Genomic DNA, 14,478 nt, shown 5'->3' with positions numbered 1-14,478 from the left:
AGAGCGCAGGGCTGTCGGTAAGCTGCACGATTCAAATCAGCCAAATCGCTGTCAGCCGCGCTCTGGCTGGAAGCGCACCACAAAACCCTTGAGGTTCTGCTGGCGGCTGAGCAGATCACGCAGGCGGTCGGCTTCGGCACGCTCGATCAGCGGCCCGACAAACACCCGGTTCTTGCCATCGGCGGAACGGATGTAGGCGTTGTAGCCCTGGCTGCGCAGGGTTTTCTGCAAGTTCTCGGCACTTTCACGGCTGGTCAGGCTGGCCAGTTGCACCGACCAGCTGACCGACAGGCCATTGGCATCCACGCGGCTTTGCGTGGTGTCAGGCTTGGTCGTGGCGGCGGTAATCGGCTGGCTTGGGGCCGGCTTGACCGCTGGAGCAGCCGGAACGGGAGCTGGACTCGGAGCGACTGACGGTTTGGTCGGTGCGGCAGGCGCAGGCGTTGCGGGTGCAGGCGCAATCGGCATCGACGGCGCCGGTTGCTCGGCCAACTCCTCGTCGCTCGGGACAGGTTCCTGAGGCAACGCCTGGGGCTCGGGCACCGCCACTGGCTCGACTTGCACAGGCGGCACCGAAGGTGCCTGGGGCGCGGCCGGCGCGTCGACCGTGACCTGGCGTTGCTCGTCCTGACGGGAAAACAGCATCGGCAGGAAAATCACCGCCAGGGCCACCAACACCAAGGCCCCGACCATGCGCTGCTTGTACGCCTTATCCAGCAATGCCATCTGCAGCCTCCTCCGTGGAGCGCCGGGCCAACCATTGAAGGGCCTCGGCAACACAAAAAAATGATCCGAACAGCAGGATTTCATCATCGACCGTCGCCAGCGCGCACTGCCCTTCCAGCGCGGCGGCCACGCTAGCGTAGGCCTGCACTGAAGCGCCATGGCGCTGCAAGGCTTCCTGCAACTGCGCCGCGGTACGCGAGCGCGGCGAATCCAGTGGCGTCACCGCCCAATGCTGGACACTAGCACCCAACGCCTCGACAACGCCATCCAGATCCTTGTCAGACAGTAGCCCGAACACCGCCAGGCGCCGCCCCACCACGGGTCGCCGTGCCAGGCGCTCGGCCAGGTACTGCGCCGCGTGGGGGTTATGGCCGACATCCAGCAACAGGTTCAGACGCTTGCCTTGCCAGTCGAACTGACGACGATCGAGGCGCCCGACCACACGGGTCGCCTGCAGCGCCTGGACGATTTGCCCGGCATCCCATGGCAAGCCCAGCAACAGATAGGCCTGGAGCGCCAGCGCGGCGTTTTCCATCGGCAGGTCCAGCAAGGGCAGATCGTGCAACTCCACTGGATTGCCCTGCAGGTCGCTGCCGCGCCATTGCCAATGCTGCTCGGTCATCGCCAGGTCGAAATCCCGCCCGCGCAGAAAGAACGGGCAGCTCAATTCGCGCACCTTGTCCAGCAACGGCTGGGGGGGATTGAGATCGCCGCAAAGCGCAGGCGCGCACCGGCGAAAGATGCCGGCCTTCTCGAAGGCCACGGATTCGCGGGTATCGCCCAGGTAATCGGCATGGTCCACACCAATGCTGGTGACCAGTGCAATGTCTGCGTCCACCAGGTTGACCGTATCCAACCGTCCGCCCAGGCCGACCTCCAGTACAACCGCATCGAGACCGGCACGGGCAAACAACCAGAACGCCGCCAGGGTGCCCATCTCGAAATACGTGAGGGTTGTATCGCCTCGCCCGGCTTCCACCGCGGCAAAGGCTTCGCACAGCTGGACGTCAGTGGCTTCGACGCCGTTCACTTGCACCCGCTCGTTGTAGCGCAGCAGGTGCGGCGAGCTGTAGACACCGACGCCCAGCCCCTGGGCCCGCAGCAGCGAAGCCACGAAGGCGCAGGTCGAACCCTTGCCGTTGGTGCCAGTGACGGTGATGACCCGGGGCGCCGGCTTGGACAGCCCCATCCGGGACGCTACCGCTTGCGACCGCTCCAGCCCCATGTCGATGGCCGAAGGATGCAACTGCTCGAGGTAGGCAAGCCAGTCGCCCAGGGTGCGTTGGGTCATAGTCCGGCAGGCACTGGCGGAACCACGATCGGCTCGATCGGCGCGGCGACGAATTTCGGCGTCGGCAGCCCCATCAGTTGCGCCAGCAGATTGCCCAGGCGCGGACGCAACTCCTGACGATGGATGATCATATCGATGGCGCCGTGCTCCAGCAGGAACTCACTGCGCTGGAAGCCTTCCGGCAGTTTTTCACGCACGGTCTGCTCGATCACGCGCGGGCCGGCAAAGCCGATCAAGGCTTTCGGCTCGCCGACGATCACGTCGCCCAACATGGCCAGACTGGCGGAAACACCACCGTAGACCGGGTCGGTCAGCACCGAGATGAACGGAATGCCTTCTTCGCGCAGACGCGCCAGCACCGCGGAGGTCTTGGCCATTTGCATCAGGGAGATCAGCGCTTCCTGCATCCGCGCACCGCCGGAAGCGGCGAAGCAGATCATCGGGCAACGGTTTTCCAGAGCGTAGTTGGCGGCACGAACGAAGCGCTCACCGACGATGGCACCCATGGAGCCGCCCATGAAGGAAAATTCGAAGGCCGACACCACCACCGGCATGCCCAGCAGGGTGCCACTCATGGATATCAGCGCGTCTTTTTCGCCGGTCTGCTTCTGGGCAGCGGTCAGGCGATCCTTGTACTTCTTGCCGTCACGGAATTTCAGACGGTCCACTGGCTCCAGGTCGGCACCCAGCTCAACACGGCCTTCTGCATCGAGGAAAATGTCGATACGGGCACGCGCACTGATGCGCATGTGATGGTTGCACTTGGGGCAAACGTCCAGGGTCTTTTCCAGCTCGGGGCGGTACAGCACCGCTTCGCAGGATGGACATTTGTGCCACAGACCTTCAGGCACCGAGCTTTTCTTCACCTCGGAACGCATGATCGAAGGGATCAGTTTGTCTACCAACCAGTTGCTCATGCTTTCTTTCTCCAGTACCGGCGGCCCGAACGCTTTGGTTCGCGGCCCCGCGTATGCCCTTGAGCTAAATTCATTGTGCGGCGAGTCGAGGGGCCACCACGGTCAGTGCAAAACATGACCTGCGTGCAACCCAACCTTCCTCAGCCATCCCGGCAACCGCACGGCGGCTACCACTTCGCTATCGGCCCACCCGGAGGCGGCACCTGCCTGCTTTGTACAGTGCTGGTATGGACGGCGGCAGTCTGCCAGCCGTCACATTGACGACTGGCTGCTGCGCACAGCGGCCATGAATGCACGAATCTTTGCAGGGTCCTTGATGCCCTTGCCCTGCTCCACACCTCCGCTCACGTCCACCGCGTAAGGGCGAACCTGGCGAATGGCCTGGGCCACGTTGTCCACGGTCAGGCCACCGGCCAGGATGATCGGTTTGTCCAGGCCTTGGGGCACCAGCGACCAATCGAACGCTTCGCCGGTCCCTCCGGGAACGCCTTCCACATAGGTGTCCAGCAAAATGCCGCTGGCACTGGCGAACGCTGCGCAACTGGCGGCAATGTCATCCCCGGCCTTGACCCGCAACGCCTTGATGTACGGACGATGCCAGCCTTCGCAATCGGCCGGGGCCTCGTCGCCATGAAACTGCAACAGGCCCAGCGGCACCGCATCGAGTATTTCACCCAACTCGCAACGACTGGCGTCGACGAACAGGCCCACGGGCGTCACGAACGGCGGCAAGGCCTGGATAATCGCCCTCGCCTGCTGCACCGTCACCGCGCGCGGGCTCTTGGCATAAAACACCAGCCCGATGGCATCGGCCCCGGCCTCGACAGCCGCCAACGCGTCCTCGACGCGGGTAATCCCGCAAATCTTGCTGCGAACGACCGGCATGGTGGGTAAAACCTCAGGCAAATCCGTGAAAGTCCCGGATGGTAGCAAATGCTGCGGAGGGCGTCAGCCGTCGAGTTCCGAGAAGCCCGTGAGGAAATGTGGCCCGATGTAACGCTCCGGCAGCTCGAATTCATCGCGATATTCGACCTGTACCAGGTACAAGCCAAACGGGTGCGCGGTGACGCCACCGGAGCGACGGACACGACTGTCGAGCACTTCCTTGATCCACTCCACCGGCCGTTCGCCAGCACCAATGGTCATCAGCACGCCGGCAATGTTGCGCACCATGTGATGCAGGAACGCGCTGGCGCGGATGTCGAGCACGATCATCTTGCCGTGACGGGTCACGCGCAGGTGATGCAACTCCTTGATCGGCGATTTGGCCTGGCACTGGCCGGCACGGAAGGCGCTGAAATCATGGACACCGACCAGGTATTGCGCGGCCTCGGCCATGCGTTCGACGTCCAGCGGGCGGTGATTCCAGGTGATTTCTTCATTCAGGTGCGCCGGGCGGATCTGATCGTTGTAGATCACGTAGCGATAACGCCGGGCGATGGCCTTGAAGCGTGCATGGAAATGCGCCGGCATCACCTTCGCCCAACTGACGCTGACGTCGTGGGGCAAGTTGATGTTGGCGCCCATCACCCAGGCCTTCATCGAACGCTCGACCTGGGTGTCGAAATGCACCACTTGGCCGCAGGCATGCACGCCGGCATCGGTACGGCCGGCGCAATGCAGCGACACGGGCGAGTCAGCGACTTTGGACAGGGCGTTTTCGAGGGTTTCCTGCACCGTCAACACACCGGAAGCCTGGCGCTGCCAGCCACGATAGCGCGAGCCTTTGTATTCAACGCCCAAGGCGATCCGGAAAAAGCCGTCGGCCGCCATTTCGGCGGCCGGGTTGTCTATGTTTGCCAAGGAATTACAGCCTGCTGAAGTACGCAAAGGCGGGCATTATAAGGCCGATGGCTTGGGATGCCAGTCCGGCGGGTGATCCTGTGTCGAATGGGCTGGCGCTATCGCGAGCAAGCTCGCTCCCACAGAGGCTCAGGTGATTTTCCGGACCAAGACAAGCCCTTGTGGCGAGGGAGCTTGCTCCCGCTGGGCTGCGAAGCAGACCCTCTCCATGGTGCGTCGAGCACTTTTGCGAGCGCTGCGCACTCGAGCGGGAGCAAGCTCCCTCGCCACCAAGAGCGGTGCGAATCACCCGCAAAAAAAACGGCAGCCTCACTGGCTGCCGTTTTTGCATAACCGCTGATTCACGCCAGGCGCGACAACATCTCCTGCGCTTCGCTCTTCTGGGTGGCGTCGCCTTCGCTGAGGACTTCGCCGAGGATGTCGCGGGCGCCGTCGTTGTCGCCCATGTCGATGTAGGCCTGGGCCAGATCGAGCTTGGTCGCCACTTCATCGGTACCGCTAAGGAAGTCGAAGTCCGGTTCGTCTTCGGCGCCGACCAAGGCATCTTCGGCGGTAAACGTCGGCTGGCCCAGGCTGTCGGACAGGCGATCCAGCTCGGCGTTCACATCGTCCAGCTCGGACTCGAAGGCATCCTTGGGCGCATCGTGCGCGTCCATTTCGTCAGACAGGGACAGATCGAAATCCGCTGGCAGTTCGAGATCGTCGGCTGGGATGTCGGCCAAGGCTGGCGTTTCAGTTGCAGGCAGATCCAGGCCCTTGAGGTCGTCGTCCAAGTCCAGCAGGAAGTCTTCATCGTCGAGCGCCGCAACCGGCGTCGGCGCCTCGGCGCCCAGGTCCAGGTCGAATTCCGACAGGTCGTCCAGGCTTTCGTTGGCTTCAGTCTGCTGCTTGAGCACCGACTCGAAACTCAGGTCGTCATCTTCCGGGAACGCGTCCAGCTCAGCGACAGGCTCTGGCGCCGGCGCAACCGGGGTCGCTTCCAGGTCATCCAGGCTCAGGTCGAAAGCGTTGTCCAACTCCTCGTCGGTCGGCGTCTTGTCTTCCAGCAGGTCCTTGACGTACTGCGCGTCCAGCTCTGCTGCCACGGTCGCGGCGGCCAAGCCTGCGGCGGTGGCGACCACCATGGCCGGGAAACGGCTTTTCAGCTGTTCGACCTGGGCGAAATTCTCGCCATTGGCCACCAATTGGCGTTCTTGGGCGACGAAAGCGTCGCGGTCGCCCTGCTGACCGTAGACTTCCATCAGCTTCAGGCGCAGGTCGCTGCGCTGAGGCTCGGCCTTGATGCCTTGCTCAAGCAAGTCAGCGGCCTGGTTCAAGCGACCGCGGTCGATATGGGACTGGGCCTGGGGCAGCACGTCGTCGGAGCGCTCGGCAGCCGGAGCCACCAATGGCGCCGCGATAGGCGGTGTGACCACCACAGGCGCGACCACCGAAGCCGGCTTGGGTACTGGCGCAGGGGCAGGCGCGGGTTTTGGCTCGAGTTTCACGCTTGGCGGTGGAACATCAATGCCCTCGAAGCTGCTCGGGGGCAGATCGAGCTCCGGGGAGAAGTCAGCCTCCTCCTCAAGGGCTCGAGCCATGCGCAAATGCTTTTCCGCTTCCTGTTGAGCCTTGCGGCGACGGGCGAGCAACAACAGCAGCAACAGCAGGAGCACCGCGCCGCCGCCAATCAATCCCAGCAGAATCGGGTTGGTCAGCAGGTCATTGTATTTTTGTTCGTTGGACGCGGCAGGCGTCGGCTCGACCGGAGCGGCAGGCGGCGTCGCTTCCGGGGCCGCCTCTGGCGCAGGCGCAGCCGTCGGGGCCTGTGCCGCTGGCGCAGGGGTCAACTCTGCGGACATTGCAGGAGGTGCCTCGCCAGCAGGAGGAACGGCAGCACCTTCGGCCTGCATCTTGGCCAGTTGGTTGTTCTTCAGCTCGATCAGGCGCTGCAGTTTGTCCAGTTGGCTCTGCAGATCTGCCATGCGACTTTTCAGTTCTTCGTTATCCCGGCGAGCCGAGTCGAGGCTTTCCTGGGTGACTGCAAGCTTGTTGCTAAGCGCCTGGGCATCACCGGCAGCGCCCTTGCCCTTGCCGCCCGCCTTCGCCGAGTCGGCCGACACCAGGCTCAAGTTGTCGCGACCGGCAGCCTGCGCCGGCGCGCCTTCGCCACGGCCACGCTTGGTGGCATCCAACTGCTGCTTGCCAGCACCCGCCACGCCACGGCGACCCGAGCGCCAGGCGGCGTTCTGCGCAGCCACTTCAGCGATGGCCTGGGGTTGCGGCAGTGCAGTGCTTTGCACCGGGTCGGGCAGGCGCAAGACCTGACCGGTCTTGAGCAGGTTGATGTTGCCGTTGATGAATGCGTTCGGGTTCAACGCCTGGATCGCAAGCATGGTTTGCTGGACCGATCCACCATTACGCACCTTGGCGGCGATTTCCCACAGGGTATCGCGCGGCGTGGTGGTGTATTGGGAAGGCTTGGTGGCCCCGGTGACCGGCGTGGCCACGACCTGGGGCGGTTTCGCCCGGACAGCGTCAGCGGCCTGTGGCGAGAATTTTGAAGGATCGAGCAATACGCTGTAGTCGCGCAGCAGACGGCCGTTGGGCCACATCACCTGCACCAGGAACTTGACCATCGGTTCAGACAGCGGCCGGCTAGACGTTACCCGCAGGATGCTCTTGCCATTGGCGTTGATCACCGGGGTGAAGCTCAGGTCGTTGAGAAAGGCCTGGCGGTCGACGCCGGCCTTGGCGAAGTCATCGGGCGAGGCCAGGCTCGGCACGACTTCGGCAGCGGTCAGTTGCTGGACGTCGAGCAACTCGATCTCGGCGACCAGAGGCTGGTTCGGCGTCGACTTCAGGGTCAATTCCCCGAGCCCGAGCGCTTGCGCCATACCGGAGGACAGCGCCGAGGCGGCCGCTATTGCTAACACCAGTTTGCGAACTTGAACCATAGCCTCTTCCTTTGTTTGAACATTCCTCGGCCAGCGAGAAGGTATTGATGCCGCTGCCGTAAGGCATTGCGCGCAGCCCCGATGCGACGGTGCGCGCGATCATTTCACTCATGCCCCGGGAAAGTCGCCCAGAGGGATGTTCGCCTTCAGCACTCCGACCAAGCATAGCGCCCAGCTAGAATCATTCGACAAATTGATGCCAAGTATCTTTTACAGCAAGTCTTTTATCAACAACTCAGCCACCTGCACGGCATTGAGTGCCGCGCCCTTGCGCACGTTATCTGACGTCAGCCACATATTTAGTTCCGCCGGATCGTCGATCCCACCGCGCACACGACCAACGTAGACCACATCCTGCCCCACCGCATCGCCCACCGCCGTCGGATAATCGCCCGCATCCACCAACTCGATACCGGGTGCCGCTTCCAACGCCGCGTTGACCTTGACCAGGTCGATGGGACTCGCAGACTGCACAGTCACGCTAAAGCTATCGCCAAAAAACACCGGGGCTTGAATGCAAGTTACGGAAATCTTTAACAAAGGTTGATTCAGCAGCTGGCGCAACTCGCGGACCAGGCGCTTTTCCAGCTGCGTATGACCCTGCTCGTCCGGGGTGCCGACCTGGGCCAGCAGGTTGAACGCCATCTGTCGATCAAAGAATTTCGGCTCCAGCGGACGGGCGTTGAGCAGCTCGGCGGTCTGGCGCGCCAATTCGCTCACCGCCACGCGGCCCTGGGCCGACACAGCGAGGCTCGCGGTCAGGCTGATGCGCTGCAAGTCCAGGCATTCGCGCAGCGGCGCCAGCACCACCGCCAAGGCCGTGGCCGAAGCGCTGGGGCTGCTGACCTGCAACGGCTTGCCCAAGCCGGCGAGCATCTGGGCATTGGCTTCCGGCACGATCTGCGGGGCCTGTTCAGGCGGCAAGGCCCCGGACAGGTCGATCAGCGCACAGCCAGCCGCCGTGGCCCGCGGGGCGAAACTCAGGGTCACTGCCGGACCAGCGGCGAAGAACACCAGTTGGACCTTGCTGAAGTCGAACTCATCGACCTCGCGCACCCGCACGTTTTTGCCGCGGAACATCACCGAGCTGCCTGCCGATTCGCTGCTGGCCAGCAGGTGCAGGTTGCCGACCGGGAAGTCCCGCTCTTCGAGAATCTGCACGAGGGTTTCGCCAACAGTACCGGTGGCGCCGATCACGGCAATATCAAAGGACTGGCTCATGGGTCTACCTCAGGTAAAACGTGGGGAGCGGCACTTTACCGGGTGGCTGGCGGGCAAGCAATTGAACACAAGAGAACCTGTGGCACTCACCCGACCGAGATAAAAAAACCCGCACCTCTCACAAGGCACGGGTTCTTTCACAGCAGCAATCGATCAACGTTCGAGCAGGATCCGCAGCATGCGACGCAGCGGTTCGGCCGCGCCCCACAGCAGTTGGTCGCCGACGGTGAAGGCACCGACGAACTGCGAACCCATGTTCAGTTTGCGCAGACGGCCCACCGGTACGTTCAGGGTGCCGGTGACCTTGGTCGGGCTCAGCTCCTGCATGCTGATTTCGCGGTTGTTCGGTACCAGCTTGACCCAAGGGTTGTGCTGGCTGATCAGCCCTTCGATGTCGGCGATCGGCACGTCTTTGTTCAGCTTGATGGTCAGCGCCTGGCTGTGGCAGCGCATGGCGCCGATGCGCACGCAGATGCCGTCCACCGGGATCGGGCTCTTGAAGCGACCCAGGATCTTGTTGGTTTCGGCCTGGGCCTTCCACTCTTCGCGGCTCTGGCCGTTAGGCAGTTCCTTGTCGATCCAGGGGATCAGGCTGCCGGCCAGCGGTACGCCGAAGTTCTCGGTCGGGTAGGCATCGCTGCGCATCGCCTCAGCGACCTTGCGGTCGATGTCGAGGATGGCGCTGGCCGGGTTGGCCAGGTCATCGGCGACGGCGGCGTGGGTGGCGCCCATCTGCTTGATCAGCTCACGCATGTTCTGCGCGCCGGCACCGGACGCCGCCTGGTAGGTCATGGCGCTCATCCATTCCACCAGACCCGCTTCGAACAGGCCGCCCAGGCCCATCAGCATCAGGCTGACGGTGCAGTTGCCGCCGATGTAGTTCTTGGTGCCCGCGTCCAACTGCTGGTCGATGACCTTGCGGTTGACCGGGTCGAGGATGATCACCGCGTCATCCTGCATGCGCAGGCTGGAGGCGGCGTCGATCCAGTAACCCTGCCAGCCGGCTTCACGCAGCTTGGGGAAGACTTCGCTGGTGTAGTCGCCACCCTGGCAGGTCAGGATCACGTCGAGGGTCTTGAGCTCTTCGATGCTGTAGGCATCCTTGAGCGCACCGATGTCCTTGCCCACGGACGGGCCCTGGCCACCGACATTGGAAGTGGTGAAAAACACCGGCTCAATGAGATCGAAATCCTGCTCTTCCAGCATTCGCTGCATGAGCACGGAACCGACCATGCCGCGCCAACCGATCAGACCTACACGTTTCATCGCAACTACACCTATACAAAAGTGGGCCACCGTCGGAGCGGTGGGCCCGAAAGATTACAGATTCCGCAGCGCGGCGACTACTGCATCGCCCATTTGCTGCGTACCGACTTTGGTACAACCTTGCGACCAGATGTCACCGGTGCGCAAGCCTTGGTCCAGGACCACACTGACGGCTTTTTCGATCGCGTCGGCGGCATCGTTCAAGTTGAAGCTGTAGCGCAGCATCATCGACACCGACAGGATGGTCGCCAATGGGTTGGCAATGCCCTGTCCGGCGATGTCCGGCGCCGAACCGTGGCACGGCTCGTACATGCCCTTGTTGTTGGCATCCAGGGAGGCCGACGGCAGCATGCCGATGGAGCCAGTGAGCATCGACGCTTCGTCGGACAGGATGTCGCCGAACATGTTGTCGGTGACGATCACGTCGAACTGCTTCGGCGCACGCACCAGTTGCATGGCGGCGTTGTCGACGTACATGTGGCTCAGTTCGATGTCCGGGTAATCCTTGGCCACCTGCTCGACCACTTCACGCCACAGTTGGCTGGAAGCCAGTACGTTGGCCTTGTCCACCGAGCACAGCTTCTTGCCACGCACGCGGGCCATGTCGAAGCCGACCCGGGCGATACGGCGGATTTCGCTTTCGCTGTACGGCAGGGTGTCATAGGCCTGGCGCTCGCCATTTTCCAGCTCACGGGTGCCACGCGGGGCGCCGAAGTAGATACCACCGGTCAACTCGCGGACGATGAGGATGTCCAGGCCCGAGACGATTTCCGGCTTCAGGCTCGACGCATCGGCCAGTTGCGGATAAAGAATCGCCGGACGCAGGTTGCCGAACAGGCCCAGTTGCGCGCGAATCTTCAGCAGGCCGCGCTCAGGACGGATGTCGCGTTCGATCTTGTCCCACTTCGGGCCGCCCACGGCACCCAACAGCACGGCATCGGCTGCACGGGCACGGTCCAGAGTTTCATCGGCCAGGGGCACGCCGTGCTTGTCGATGGCGGCGCCGCCGATCACGTCGTGGCTGAGTTCGAAGCCCAGGCCATACTTGTCGTTTGCCAGCTCCAGGACCTTGACCGCTTCGGCCATGATTTCCGGGCCAATACCGTCACCGGGGAGAATCAGAATCTGCTTGCTCATGCGTTCCTCGTTTGCGCTATCGGCGCGCCAGGCTTTGTGTCCCTGGCGGGCCGGGAAAAATGCTATCGCTCGGCCCACAGCACCAGTACATCTGTACTGAACGAACCATCGGCCTCAATCTGAAAATATTCACGCACTTCGTCGCCCATCGAGCGCTGCAGTTGGAGAATCGCCGCCCGCATCACCTCGGGGGTACGCATGCGCTCGACCCACGAGCGGTACTCCAGGCGCAGGCGCTGACGCGAAGTACTGCGGGTGTGCAGCCCCGCCTCGCTGACCTGCCGCAACCACTCACCGGCCGAATAATCGCGCACATGGCTGGTGTCACGCAGCACTTCGACGCTTTGCAGGTACGTGTCCAGCAACGGCGCGCCAGGCGACAGGACATCGATGAACGCCGCCACGCCGCCCGGCTTGAGCACTCGGCGCACTTCCCGCAAGGCCAGGCCCAGATCGCTCCAATGATGCGCCGAGTAACGGCTGAACACGAAGTCGAACTCAGCGTCGGCGAACGGCAGGTGCTCGGCGGCGCCCCGTACCGTGCCGATATTACCCAAGCCACGCTCGGCAGTCGCCGTGGCAACCACGTCGAGCATCTGCTGGGACAAATCATAAGCCACTACTTCACCGGCCAGCGGCGCCACGTGGAAACTCACATGGCCGGCACCGCACCCCAGGTCCAGCACCCGGGCATCGCCACGACCGGCCAATGCAGCTTGTAGCAGCGCGAATTCAGCACCCTGGGCGTGCACGGCACTGCTCAGATAGGCCGAGGCCTGTTCACCGAATTGCTTTTGTACAACCTGACTGTGGGCCGTGCTGGTCATGGGGTGTCCTTGTGGTTTTGTCTTGCCTGGGCCGGCCCCATCGCGAGCAAGCTCGCTCCCACGGGGGCTTTGTGAACGCCGCAAATCCAATGTGGGAGCGAGCTTGCTCGCGATGGTGTCTTTACGCCTTACGCAAAATCAAGCATCGCGAAACAACCAAGGCTGGCTCGCCCGGTGCTTGGCCTCGAACGCAGCAATCGCCTCGCCGTCCTGCAAAGTCAGGCCGATATCGTCCAGGCCGTTGAGCAGGCAATGCTTGCGGAACGCGTCGATCTCGAAACCCAGCACCTTGCCGTCGGGACGGGTCACGGTCTGGGCGGCCAGGTCGATCTGCAACTGATAGCCCGGGTTGGCCTCGACCTGCTGGAACAGCTCATCCACGTCAGCATCGCTGAGGATGATCGGCAGCAAACCGTTCTTGAAGCTGTTGTTGAAGAAAATGTCGGCATAGCTCGGCGCGATGATGCTGCGGAAACCGTACTCTTCCAGGGCCCATGGCGCGTGCTCACGGCTCGAGCCGCAGCCGAAGTTCTCACGGGCCAGCAGCACGCTGGCGCCTTGGTAACGCTCGGCGTTAAGCACGAAATCCTTGTTCAACGGCCGCTTGGAGTTGTCCTGGTAAGGCTGGCCGACATCCAGGTAGCGCCACTCGTCGAACAGGTTCGGGCCGAAGCCGGTGCGCTTGATGGACTTCAGGAACTGCTTGGGAATGATCTGGTCGGTGTCGACGTTGGCACGATCCAAAGGCGCGACAAGACCGGTGTGCTGGGTAAAAGCTTTCATGCTGCGCTCCTTCAGATCAATTCGCGGACGTCGACAAAACGGCCGTTGACAGCCGCCGCCGCGGCCATGGCCGGACTCACCAGGTGCGTACGACCACCGGCGCCCTGACGGCCTTCGAAGTTACGGTTGGAGGTGGAGGCGCAATGTTCGCCCGACTCCAAACGGTCCGGGTTCATCGCCAGGCACATCGAGCAGCCCGGCTCCCGCCATTCGAAACCGGCTTCGAGGAAAATCTTGTCCAGCCCTTCCGCTTCCGCCTGGGCTTTCACCAGGCCCGAACCCGGCACCACGATGGCCTGCTTGATGGTCGAGGCGACTTTGCGGCCCTTGGCGATCACTGCTGCGGCGCGCAGGTCTTCGATCCGCGAGTTGGTGCAGGAGCCGATGAACACGCGGTCGAGCTGAATATCAGTGATCGCCTGGTTGGCGCTCAAGCCCATGTATTTCAAGGCGCGGACGATGGAGTCGCGCTTGACCAAGTCCATTTCCTTGGCCGGATCCGGTACGTTCTGGTCCACCGCCAACACCATCTCAGGCGAAGTGCCCCAGCTGACTTGCGGCTTGATCTGCGTTGCGTCGAGCTCGACCACGGTGTCGAACTTGGCATCGGCATCGGAGACCAGGTCTTTCCAGGCCTCGACCGCCATGTCCCATTCGGCGCCTTTCGGGGCGAACGGACGGCCCTTGACGTATTCCACGGTTTTTTCATCGGCGGCCACCAGGCCCACGCGGGCACCGGCCTCGATGGACATGTTGCAGATGGTCATGCGGCCTTCGACGGACAAGTCACGGATCGCGCTGCCCGCGAACTCGATGGCATGGCCGTTACCGCCGGCGGTGCCGATCTTGCCGATCACCGCCAGGACGATGTCCTTGGCGGTCACGCCGAACGGCAACTTGCCCTCGACGCGCACCAGCATGTTTTTCATTTTCTTGGCGACCAGGCACTGGGTGGCGAGCACATGCTCCACCTCGGAGGTGCCGATGCCATGGGCCAAGGCACCGAAGGCGCCGTGGGTCGAGGTGTGCGAGTCGCCACAGACCACGGTCATGCCCGGCAAGGTCGCGCCCTGCTCCGGGCCGATGACGTGGACGATGCCTTGGCGCACGTCATTCATCTTGAATTCAACGATGCCGTATTCGTCACAGTTATCGTCGAGGGTCTGGACCTGCAGGCGCGAGACCTGGTCGACAATGGCTTCGATGCCGCCCTTGCGCTCCGGGGTGGTCGGTACGTTGTGGTCCGGGGTCGCGATGTTGGCATCGATACGCCAAGGCTTGCGCCCAGCCAGGCGCAGGCCTTCGAAGGCTTGCGGCGACGTCACTTCGTGGATGATGTGACGATCGATATAGATCAGCGCCGAGCCATCGTCGCGCTGCTTGACCAAATGCGAATCCCAGAGCTTGTCGTAGAGCGTTTTGCCGGCCATCAGACGGTTTCCTCATCAGCTTGTTTCTATGCCCCGGGTCCTGAGCGAATCAATAACCCCTTGGCTTGTGAGGCTGATCCTATGGGGTTACATTAAATAACTCAAATTCATATTTTTCATGCTTTGCATAACCAACTGGAA

The 14,478-nt window shown here is 62.7% G+C and carries 12 protein-coding genes; all 12 read right to left on the bottom strand.

All coding sequences use genetic code 11. The features are described 5' to 3' along the window. Positions 1 to 51: 51 nt before the first annotated feature. The 12 genes from BLU76_RS09965 to leuC all read right to left on the bottom strand — a co-directional run bounded on the left by BLU76_RS09965 (position 52) and on the right by leuC (position 14,337). Positions 52 to 726, bottom strand: coding sequence for an SPOR domain-containing protein (locus tag BLU76_RS09965; protein ID WP_092222573.1), 675 nt, complete (start codon positions 724 to 726; stop codon positions 52 to 54). Further along, positions 710 to 2,017 carry a bifunctional tetrahydrofolate synthase/dihydrofolate synthase gene (gene folC, locus BLU76_RS09960; protein WP_092222571.1) on the bottom strand — a complete coding sequence of 436 codons (1,308 nt, stop codon included), beginning with the start codon at positions 2,015 to 2,017 and terminating at the stop codon, positions 710 to 712. Before folC ends, BLU76_RS09965 begins: the two co-directional genes overlap by 17 nt. Beyond that, positions 2,014 to 2,934: an acetyl-CoA carboxylase, carboxyltransferase subunit beta gene (gene accD, locus BLU76_RS09955; protein WP_058546590.1), complete on the bottom strand. Its 921-nt coding sequence runs from the start codon at positions 2,932 to 2,934 to the stop codon at positions 2,014 to 2,016. The genes folC and accD overlap by 4 nt, the downstream gene beginning before the upstream one ends. Positions 2,935 to 3,186: 252 nt before the next feature. After that, on the bottom strand, positions 3,187 to 3,819 hold the full coding sequence (locus tag BLU76_RS09950; protein WP_092222569.1) for a phosphoribosylanthranilate isomerase: 633 nt from the start codon (positions 3,817 to 3,819) through the stop codon (positions 3,187 to 3,189). 63 nt (positions 3,820 to 3,882) lie between these two features. Beyond that, positions 3,883 to 4,707: a tRNA pseudouridine(38-40) synthase TruA gene (gene truA / locus BLU76_RS09945; protein WP_018610821.1), complete on the bottom strand. Its 825-nt coding sequence runs from the start codon at positions 4,705 to 4,707 to the stop codon at positions 3,883 to 3,885. Positions 4,708 to 5,078: 371 nt separating this feature from the next. After that, entirely contained in the window at positions 5,079 to 7,673 is a 2,595-nt protein-coding gene (locus BLU76_RS09935) for a FimV/HubP family polar landmark protein (protein ID WP_092222565.1), read from the bottom strand. A gap of 210 nt (positions 7,674 to 7,883) precedes the next feature. Then, positions 7,884 to 8,894, bottom strand: coding sequence for an aspartate-semialdehyde dehydrogenase (locus BLU76_RS09930; protein ID WP_092149275.1), 1,011 nt, complete (start codon positions 8,892 to 8,894; stop codon positions 7,884 to 7,886). Between the two features lie 153 nt (positions 8,895 to 9,047). Continuing rightward, complete coding sequence (gene asd, locus BLU76_RS09925; RefSeq protein WP_063320313.1) at positions 9,048 to 10,160, bottom strand: aspartate-semialdehyde dehydrogenase; 1,113 nt, start codon at positions 10,158 to 10,160, stop codon at positions 9,048 to 9,050. A 54-nt stretch (positions 10,161 to 10,214) separates the two neighbouring features. Further along, complete coding sequence (gene leuB / locus BLU76_RS09920) at positions 10,215 to 11,297, bottom strand: 3-isopropylmalate dehydrogenase (protein WP_063320312.1); 1,083 nt, start codon at positions 11,295 to 11,297, stop codon at positions 10,215 to 10,217. A 62-nt stretch (positions 11,298 to 11,359) separates the two neighbouring features. Then, the gene (locus BLU76_RS09915) at positions 11,360 to 12,124 is read right to left on the bottom strand and encodes a class I SAM-dependent methyltransferase (protein ID WP_092222563.1); all 765 of its coding nucleotides are present in this window, start codon (positions 12,122 to 12,124) and stop codon (positions 11,360 to 11,362) included. 138 nt (positions 12,125 to 12,262) lie between these two features. Beyond that, positions 12,263 to 12,907 carry a 3-isopropylmalate dehydratase small subunit gene (gene leuD / locus BLU76_RS09910; protein ID WP_003203864.1) on the bottom strand — a complete coding sequence of 215 codons (645 nt, stop codon included), beginning with the start codon at positions 12,905 to 12,907 and terminating at the stop codon, positions 12,263 to 12,265. 11 nt (positions 12,908 to 12,918) lie between these two features. Continuing rightward, positions 12,919 to 14,337: a 3-isopropylmalate dehydratase large subunit gene (gene leuC, locus BLU76_RS09905; RefSeq protein WP_092149269.1), complete on the bottom strand. Its 1,419-nt coding sequence runs from the start codon at positions 14,335 to 14,337 to the stop codon at positions 12,919 to 12,921. Positions 14,338 to 14,478 lie beyond the last annotated feature (141 nt).

The sequence above is a fragment of the Pseudomonas sp. NFACC08-1 genome, assembly GCF_900106735.1.
Classification (GTDB): domain Bacteria; phylum Pseudomonadota; class Gammaproteobacteria; order Pseudomonadales; family Pseudomonadaceae; genus Aquipseudomonas; species Aquipseudomonas fluorescens_Q.
This window is presented reverse-complemented; position numbering and strand designations above follow the sequence as displayed.

What these genes read in the sequence shown, in the direction of transcription:
- BLU76_RS09965 (WP_092222573.1), bottom strand. Translation starts at nt 726, where the DNA reads ATGGCATTGCTGGATAAGGCGTACAAGCAGCGCATGGTCGGGGCCTTG.
- folC (WP_092222571.1), bottom strand. Translation starts at nt 2,017, where the DNA reads ATGACCCAACGCACCCTGGGCGACTGGCTTGCCTACCTCGAGCAGTTG.
- accD (WP_058546590.1), bottom strand. Translation starts at nt 2,934, where the DNA reads ATGAGCAACTGGTTGGTAGACAAACTGATCCCTTCGATCATGCGTTCC.
- BLU76_RS09950 (WP_092222569.1), bottom strand. Translation starts at nt 3,819, where the DNA reads ATGCCGGTCGTTCGCAGCAAGATTTGCGGGATTACCCGCGTCGAGGAC.
- truA (WP_018610821.1), bottom strand. Translation starts at nt 4,707, where the DNA reads ATGGCGGCCGACGGCTTTTTCCGGATCGCCTTGGGCGTTGAATACAAA.
- BLU76_RS09935 (WP_092222565.1), bottom strand. Translation starts at nt 7,673, where the DNA reads ATGGTTCAAGTTCGCAAACTGGTGTTAGCAATAGCGGCCGCCTCGGCG.
- BLU76_RS09930 (WP_092149275.1), bottom strand. Translation starts at nt 8,894, where the DNA reads ATGAGCCAGTCCTTTGATATTGCCGTGATCGGCGCCACCGGTACTGTT.
- asd (WP_063320313.1), bottom strand. Translation starts at nt 10,160, where the DNA reads ATGAAACGTGTAGGTCTGATCGGTTGGCGCGGCATGGTCGGTTCCGTG.
- leuB (WP_063320312.1), bottom strand. Translation starts at nt 11,297, where the DNA reads ATGAGCAAGCAGATTCTGATTCTCCCCGGTGACGGTATTGGCCCGGAA.
- BLU76_RS09915 (WP_092222563.1), bottom strand. Translation starts at nt 12,124, where the DNA reads ATGACCAGCACGGCCCACAGTCAGGTTGTACAAAAGCAATTCGGTGAA.
- leuD (WP_003203864.1), bottom strand. Translation starts at nt 12,907, where the DNA reads ATGAAAGCTTTTACCCAGCACACCGGTCTTGTCGCGCCTTTGGATCGT.
- leuC (WP_092149269.1), bottom strand. Translation starts at nt 14,337, where the DNA reads ATGGCCGGCAAAACGCTCTACGACAAGCTCTGGGATTCGCATTTGGTC.